At 38.0% G+C, this 6209-nt stretch carries 5 protein-coding genes; all 5 read left to right on the top strand.

Annotation, left to right across the window (positions count from 1 at the left end):
* The first annotated feature begins 135 nt into the window (after positions 1 to 135).
* The 5 genes from HCO57_RS16455 (at position 136) to HCO57_RS16475 (ending at position 5954) form a co-directional block, all read left to right on the top strand.
* On the top strand, positions 136 to 1005 hold the full coding sequence (locus HCO57_RS16455) for a tetratricopeptide repeat protein (protein WP_167989934.1): 870 nt from the start codon (positions 136 to 138) through the stop codon (positions 1003 to 1005).
* Positions 1006 to 1197: 192 nt separating this feature from the next.
* The gene (locus HCO57_RS16460; protein WP_167989935.1) at positions 1198 to 2979 is read left to right on the top strand and encodes an AHH domain-containing protein; all 1782 of its coding nucleotides are present in this window, start codon (positions 1198 to 1200) and stop codon (positions 2977 to 2979) included.
* Between the two features lie 2 nt (positions 2980 to 2981).
* Positions 2982 to 3653 carry a hypothetical protein gene (locus HCO57_RS16465; RefSeq protein WP_167989936.1) on the top strand — a complete coding sequence of 224 codons (672 nt, stop codon included), beginning with the start codon at positions 2982 to 2984 and terminating at the stop codon, positions 3651 to 3653.
* 200 nt (positions 3654 to 3853) lie between these two features.
* Positions 3854 to 5488, top strand: a complete 1635-nt coding sequence (locus HCO57_RS16470; protein WP_167989937.1) for a hypothetical protein — start codon at positions 3854 to 3856, stop codon at positions 5486 to 5488.
* Between the two features lies 1 nt (position 5489).
* A complete protein-coding gene (locus HCO57_RS16475) occupies positions 5490 to 5954 on the top strand; it encodes a hypothetical protein (protein ID WP_167989938.1) in 465 nt (154 codons plus the stop codon).
* Positions 5955 to 6209 lie beyond the last annotated feature (255 nt).

The raw sequence follows: 6209 nt of genomic DNA on the forward strand, positions 1-6209 counted from the left end.
CCAACCATGTACATCTAAACAAAAACAAACCGTACAAATCGTACAGAAAAAATAAAAAACAACTGGAATTTTTAACCATTTAATCTCAAAAAAATGGTCAACCTATTTCAGGACAAGACACAAACCCACGAATAGATGAATAAATTAATAACATTAATCTTTCTTTTTATTTCAATAATCGTATTCGGACAGACATACGAGGAAAAAATTGCTAAAAAATCTTGTGAGTGTATTTCTAAAGATTCTGAAACTGACAACTTAAATGACCTTTTGAAAAAATGCATCATTTCATCAAAAATTGACGTTGAAAATAATGACACAAGCGAAAAAGACAATAGACAATTTACAGTAGAGGGAATTCGCAAAACTTTTAGCGATGTATCGAAACTTGTCATAGAAAAATGTCCATCTTTAAGAACAAAAGTTTCTGAAAAGAAAAAACAAGAATTTTATAGACTTTCTGACAATCAGAAAGCAAATAAATATTTTGAAAAAGGAAATCAACTTCGAGATAAAAAACAGTTTGAATTAGCAATAGAACAATACAAAAAGGCAATTAAAAAAGATAAGGAATTTGTAATGGCTTATGACCATTTGGGAGTAGCTTATCGAATGAAGAATGATTTGAAAAATGCTATAAAAACTTATAAAAAATCTCTTGAAATATTTCCAGAAGGAGATTTTTCGCTTTTAAATATTGCTGCCATTTATTCAATGAAAGAAAATGAAACGGAAGCACAAAAATTTTATCAAAATCTAATTAATTTTTACCCTGAAAATCCTGAAGGTTATTATGGAAATGGAAAAATAAACTTGATTTTAGGCAATAATGAAATTGCTTTGAAAAATACATTACAGTCAATAATTTTATACAATAACCAGAATTCAAATAAAATATTGGATGCTGAAAACCTTTTAGGTTTTATTCAAGCAAAAATGAAAGATGATATAGAATTAGATAAATTTAATAAGATTACAAAAGAATATAATGTTAAACTTAAATAATAAAAAAACTGCCTACAACAACGTGTATAATTAATGGCTAGTTCTCGCCTGCTTACGAAAGTCCTCGCGGATTTTCTATTCAGTTTCTATTTGCTAAATTAGGTGCTTAAACACGCCACTAATCATACACAAAGCCGTTGTGGTTTATATTGACCAACATTCAAAAATTTTTAACTTTAAAGCACCAACGGTATGAAAAACAGACTATCAAAACTTATTCTTTGTTCTGCGGCTCTTTCCTTTGCACTTTCGTGTGAAAAGGAAATTACGGTCGAACAAGGGGAACATCAAGTAGAACACTCCCATGTGGAAACGGGGGGCTTTCTTGATTATCCGGAACTTTCCAATATTCTTGAGGGACTGGATATAAAAAACGCTAACGGAAAATACTTTACGGAAAAGAACGGTAAGGAACAGGAGATAAAAATAGATTCAAGCGAAGTCTCCAGATATAAGAATAAGTCTGTCGAAACCTATACCTTAAGGGTCGAGACCAAGAAGAATGCAAAGGAAAAGGGAATTTTGGAGAACCTCGTATTGAGAAAGGATCTCGAGGGTTACAGTGGATTTATCCTTCGTTACCATCTCACAAAGGACTACCTCAAAGAAATGCGGAATAACAAAAGGGCAGCAATGCGGGCCCATATATCCATGGAAAGGGTGAACGTTCAATCGTTTACCGCTAAGCAGAGCTGCACCTATGTCACTGTGCCCACCTGTAGTAACCCCGGATTTGATGGTGATGGGGCCTATGTGGGTTCTAATGGGGAGCATATCCGTACAGACAGGTGCACCAATTCAAGCTACTTCACCACGGAGACCTTCAGCGTATGCACCGATAGTGGAGACGACTGTAACGGATGCTATTATTTTGACGGCACGGTTACCGGTGGCGGCGGTGACCCTACCATGACGGGGGGTTCAACGGGCATTACCTCCACCCCTGCATCGGAATACGATGAGGACGTGGTAGTAACACAACCAAGCGGCTTCCAGAACATGTTCGTCTCATTGGCGGAGACCATCAACGAAAAACTAGGCAATTCCCTTTCGCCAGAGGAACTGGGGCTTCTTGTATCAAGTTATAACTTTTCCCTAGAATTGAACCAATTGATGAACCAAAACGGAAATTCTATTGAGTCTAGAAAAGCGACACAAATTGCAATAGAGGCCTATACCAAAGAAATGCATTATTCTGAGGTAGGTTCTGGTTTTACCGATATTGTGAACAAGTACAACTCCTTCAACATCAATTCTTCCAATTCCCACCTAGTCAATATTTGGTTTACGATGAAATGTGCGGAATTGCAGGCTCTGCACCCCGAATGGAGCGAATGGAGGGTCGTATGGGAAGCCTCAAAGGAGTTTATCCATATTTCACTTGATGTTCTCGGCCTTGTGCCCGGCGTGGGAGAAGTGGCCGACTTACTGAATGGTGCAATTTACTTTGCAGAAGGTGACAGCTTAAATGGGACTTTAAGCTTAACCGCTGCCATTCCTATATATGGTTGGCTGTCAACCGGAGCAAAATGGGCAATAAAGGTGACCAAATTGGCAAACGGGACAAAAATTGCCCTCCAGATGACCAAACGAGCGGATGGATTTATTGATTTTGGAAGAAAGTGCAGCGACCTTTTCAGAAAACAGTTGGGACTTACCAAAGGTGACGGTATGATTGGTCATCATGTTATTCCTTGGAATCTTAACGGCCATCCGGTAGTTCAAGCAGCCGCAAACTTTAAATGGCATCCACACGACGCAGCCATCAATGGAAAGGCTGTTAGTTCTACCAGACATTCGGGAAGTCATTTCAATTATGATAATTATGTTAGAAACCAATTGGAATCATTAAAAAACAGGCCAGACGTAATAAATAATCCTGAAAAGGCCTGTAATGAAATAAAAGCACTTTCTGAAAGACTTCAACACATTATAGACTCTAATCCAACAAAAAAAATTAACGAACTATTTTAAAGATGCTTTATAAAATTCAACCTGCCTTAATCAACAAGATTGTTGGTTGGGTAGCGTCTAATCATATGATTGAAGAATACAATCCAAATCCTGATGATTCAATAGTTAACTTAAAGTGCAGGGGTAAACTCGAGTTTACCCCTGATTTTAACGCTATTAAAATCCTGAATCGTGCCAAACCAATGGATATTATTACTTCTGTTCCTATTACTTCAAGCGGTTTGATTCTAAGTGAAAAACTCCTTAAAATAATTTTAAAACATACAATACCTATAGAGACACAAATTTTTGAAGCACTTGCAATACATAAAAACAAAACATATAACTACAATTACTTTTACGTTTATGAACCGAGTGATTATAGATTAATTGATTGGAACAATTCTTTATTTGTTAGAAAGAAAATGGAAGAAATACTGAAAATGGAAAATAAAATTTATAACGAATTAGAATACCAATCACTTCAATCAAACTTGGAACCCATGCAGCAAATAGTGCCGAGTAAACTTGCATTGGCCAAAGAATTTATTTTATCTGACATATTAAGATTACACAATTCTTGGCATGGTTATTACGTTACAGAAGCCTTAAAAAATGAAATTGAAAAAAGTGATTGCCAAGGAGTGGATTTGATACCGATTGACCAACTAGGGTTTGAGGTGGAATTCATTTAAGAGCGGAGAAAATACAAACCACAACATGGTATAAACGCAATAGCGGCTTTGGTGTTAACCTGCTCCGTTTTGTTTTGAGACTAACCCTGATTACCAAAAGGAAAGACTAAACCTTTAAAACCGCCACTTCGCTTATACGAGACCGTTGTGGTTTATATTGACCAACATTCAAAAATTTTTAAATTTAAAACACCAACGGTATGAAAAACAGACTATCCAAACTCATTCTATGTTTTGCAGCTCTTTCCTTTACCCTATCATGTGAGAAGGAAGTTACTGTCGAGCAAATGGAACAAGAAGCGGACCACTCACATGTTGAAATGGGGGACTTCCTCGACTATCCTGAACTTTCCAATATCCTCAAGGGATTGGACATCAAAAACGAGAACGGAAAATATCTTACGGAAAAAGACGGAAAGCAACAGGAAGTAAAAATCGATTCAAGCGAAGTCTCGAAATATAAGAATGGGTCTGTCGAGACCTATACCTTAAGGGTCGAGACCAAAAAAAATGGAAAGGAAAAGGGAATCTTGGAGAACCTCGTATTGAGAAAGGATCCCGAGGGCTACAGTGGCTTTATCCTTCGTTACCATCTCACAAAGGACTACCTCAAAGAACTGCGGGATAACAAAAGGGCAGCAATGCGGGCCCATATATCCATGGAAAGGGTCAACGTCCAATCGCTTACCGCCAAACAGAGCTGTACCTATGTCACGGTGCCCACCTGTAGCAACCCCGGGTTTGATGGCGATGGGGCCTATGTGGGCTCCAATGGGGAGCATATCCGTACCGACAGGTGCACCAATGCAAGCTACTTTACGACCGAGACCTTCAGCGTGTGCACCGACAGCAGTGATGACTGTAACGGCTGTTATTATTTCGACGGCACGGTTACCGGGGGCGGCGGTGACCCTACCATGACCGGAGGTTCAACGGGCATTACCTCCACCCCTGCGTCGGAATACGACGAGGACGTGGTGGTCACACAACCAAGTGGCTTCCAGAACATGTTCGTCTCATTGGCGGAGACCATCAACGAAAAACTGGGCAATTCACTATCGCCAGAGGAACTCAGTTTTCTTGTCGCTTTTTATGATTTTGCCCTTGAGGCAAATCAATTCATGAACGACAATGGGAATTCCAACAAATCAAAGAATTTTATCGATTGGGTTATAGACTTTCAACTATTACCCCAAACACCCTGTGGAGTAGGTCACGACTGTGTAAAATCTATAAAGCATATGGCAGAAGGCCTTCGTAAATTACATGGTGAAGAAGGGGTTTTGATGGCAGATTATTTTGATAGTCTTGTTGTAAATTATAATTCATTTACACTATATGAGTTACAAGGCTTTTACGATACTGCGAAAGCAATTACTGACCGATATAATGACCTAATGTTTGTGAGCATTGTTGGTGGTTTTGCAGAAGGCGTTACCCCAATTGTTGAAATAGCGCTCTTTGAAATGGGCCTGCCGGTAGCGGTAAAACTTTTTCAGAAAATACCAATCTCATGGGTGTATAGAGGTGTTCGTTTGAATAGTGTTGTAAGGAAAGTTGGGCTTTTGGGAAAGCAAGGTTTCAACAACACAATTCGTGAAGTTGTTACAAACTCACCTGTGACAAAAGCTCGAGAACTTTTCAATTCATTGACAAAGCACGCTATTTCAAAAACCACAAAAGCAGATGGGGCAATTGTCGCTGATATGGGGAGCGGTAATTTTATAACCTACAGACCAATAACAGCATCTGGCAGTAATGTCCCTGCTACAATTTCGCTGGACTTTAAAACTATATGGTCAAAACCACGTCAAGTAAAATTCCTTAATCAATAGTATGAACACCGACAATTTTTTTAAGAATAAAAGCATCGATTTATTTCATCCAGAAGGGATAGAACTTATTTCGACTATCCTTTTCGGTCTTGGTTTCAATTACGACAATCTAAAGTCAGACCAAGCAAGGAAAGAAGGAATTTATTTCATCAAAAATCTGATTGATTTAGAATTAATAGAAATTTATCATTGGGGCAATTATCATGAAAGTCTCAAAAATGTAAAAATGACCAATGAAGAGACAATTAAGAATATTGAAAAAGTTTGGTTTGTCGGTGCTGACGTTCCAGATTTTTATGGAATGTTAATCCTAAAATACAAAGATTGGTATGTGGATGCCCTTAAAAAGGAGGGGCTGGAATTAACCGGTAGGGATTGGAAAAGCTTTGTAACCGAAAAAATTGGTGATTTGGAAAAGTGGATTGAGGAAAACAGACCCAAAAATACAAACCACAACACGGTATAAACGCAATAGCGGCTTTGGTTCTAAACCAAGCCGCTTTATTTTGAAGCAAACCTTTATCCCAAACGGAAATACCAAATTTCTAAAATCCGCTACTGCGCTTATACGATACCGTTAGCAAACATTCACAAAAATCGCATCGTCCTGAAATAGGTTGACTAAAAAAGTTATCATATTTAGTAATCTATGGAAGAATCAAAAAAAACACCCTGCCGAAAAAAGAAGTATGAAAAAGTGGGTTTTGAACACAAACTTTTC

The organism is Croceivirga sp. JEA036 (assembly GCF_011882165.1).
Lineage (GTDB): Bacteria > Bacteroidota > Bacteroidia > Flavobacteriales > Flavobacteriaceae > Croceivirga.

Bases quoted from the DNA above. Each gene is read 5' to 3' on its own strand.
- HCO57_RS16455 (WP_167989934.1), top strand. From the start codon at position 136: ATGAATAAATTAATAACATTAATCTTTCTTTTTATTTCAATAATCGTA.
- HCO57_RS16460 (WP_167989935.1), top strand. From the start codon at position 1,198: ATGAAAAACAGACTATCAAAACTTATTCTTTGTTCTGCGGCTCTTTCC.
- HCO57_RS16465 (WP_167989936.1), top strand. From the start codon at position 2,982: ATGCTTTATAAAATTCAACCTGCCTTAATCAACAAGATTGTTGGTTGG.
- HCO57_RS16470 (WP_167989937.1), top strand. From the start codon at position 3,854: ATGAAAAACAGACTATCCAAACTCATTCTATGTTTTGCAGCTCTTTCC.
- HCO57_RS16475 (WP_167989938.1), top strand. From the start codon at position 5,490: ATGAACACCGACAATTTTTTTAAGAATAAAAGCATCGATTTATTTCAT.